Below are 1,011 nucleotides of genomic sequence, written 5' to 3' on the forward strand. Positions count from 1 at the left end.
CTTGCTTGAGCCGGTTGCCTGGAAAGCGGGCACGGCCGGTTCTGAGGGGACCCCGGCGCAGCAATGCGCCGGGGTTACCCGACGAGGCCCACTTCGGACCGCTGAGGCAGTTCACCATCGCCAACTCCAACCACCCCAACCACACCGTGCAGACACGAGCCCTGCACGCCTATCTACGCTGGCGCAACGCCGACGCCCGCCACCGCGACGTCCTGGCCGCCGAACGCAAGGAACGCGCCCGCATCCGAAGCGAGAAGGGCATCCGTTGGGGCGGACGCCCCCTCAACACCGCAGCCTGACCAACCGCGAACTTACACAGCCACAGCGCATCATCGGTCCGCTCGTGGCCAGGCGCGGACGACCGAAGCGTTGTGAAGATGATCTCGGCTGGGCAGACCCGGAGCCCCGAACGGGGCCGGTTCAGGAGAAGGACGGCGCCAGAGGAGAATGACTCAGGAGGCGGACGGTTCGATCTCCCCCGCGAAGACGATGACCTGGTCGATGAGGCTCCGCCGCAGATGGACTACGTCCGTTCCCGCCAGGCGGGGCCCTCCATCCGGTGTCGTGAAGACCCACTGGTACCGGGCCCACTCGTCCGGCATGTCCACCGCCGAACAGCGCGCCATCGTGCCGGTCCCCGCGGGGTGGCGCCGGATGTCCAGCACGAACCGCTCGACCGCCTCGATCCCCTCACTGCGGCCCAACGGTCCCCAGAAGACCACGTCCCAGGTTAGGGCCTGGGAGAGCAGCGCAGTCACATAGCTGTCGTCCGAGGCGTTGAACGCGGAGATGAACGTGTCGATCGCGGACCGCGCGGTCTCTTCCTGCATGCACCAGTAATACCAGTCGCCTCGCGGACCGCGCTCGTCCCGTGAGCCGTCTCCCGACCACGGTGAACCATCCCGGTCACAGCACTAGTGTCCTGCGTCAGAAATTCGTCGGCAATATCGGGCTAAGGATTCGAGGATCTCCTCGGCGGTCTTCTTCCAGACAAACGGGCGCGGGTTGTCG

1 protein-coding gene and 1 pseudogene are annotated in these 1,011 nt (G+C 66.6%); one reads left to right on the forward strand and one right to left on the reverse strand.

What is annotated here, in order from left to right; genetic code table 11:
• Positions 1-299: pseudogene (locus ACFFRH_RS44235) on the forward strand (hypothetical protein); the annotation flags it as partial.
• 153 nt (positions 300-452) lie between these two features.
• On the opposite strand, the gene ACFFRH_RS44240 reads toward ACFFRH_RS44235, so the two are convergent.
• A complete protein-coding gene (locus ACFFRH_RS44240; RefSeq protein ID WP_386164191.1) occupies positions 453-830 on the reverse strand; it encodes a nuclear transport factor 2 family protein in 378 nt (125 codons plus the stop codon).
• Between the last annotated feature and the right edge of the window lie 181 nt (positions 831-1,011).

The sequence above is a fragment of the Streptosporangium vulgare genome, assembly GCF_042428775.1.
Classification (GTDB): domain Bacteria; phylum Actinomycetota; class Actinomycetes; order Streptosporangiales; family Streptosporangiaceae; genus Streptosporangium; species Streptosporangium vulgare.

Coding starts and splice junctions, on each gene's coding strand:
- ACFFRH_RS44240 (WP_386164191.1), bottom strand. CDS start 830: ATGCAGGAAGAGACCGCGCGGTCCGCGATCGACACGTTCATCTCCGCG.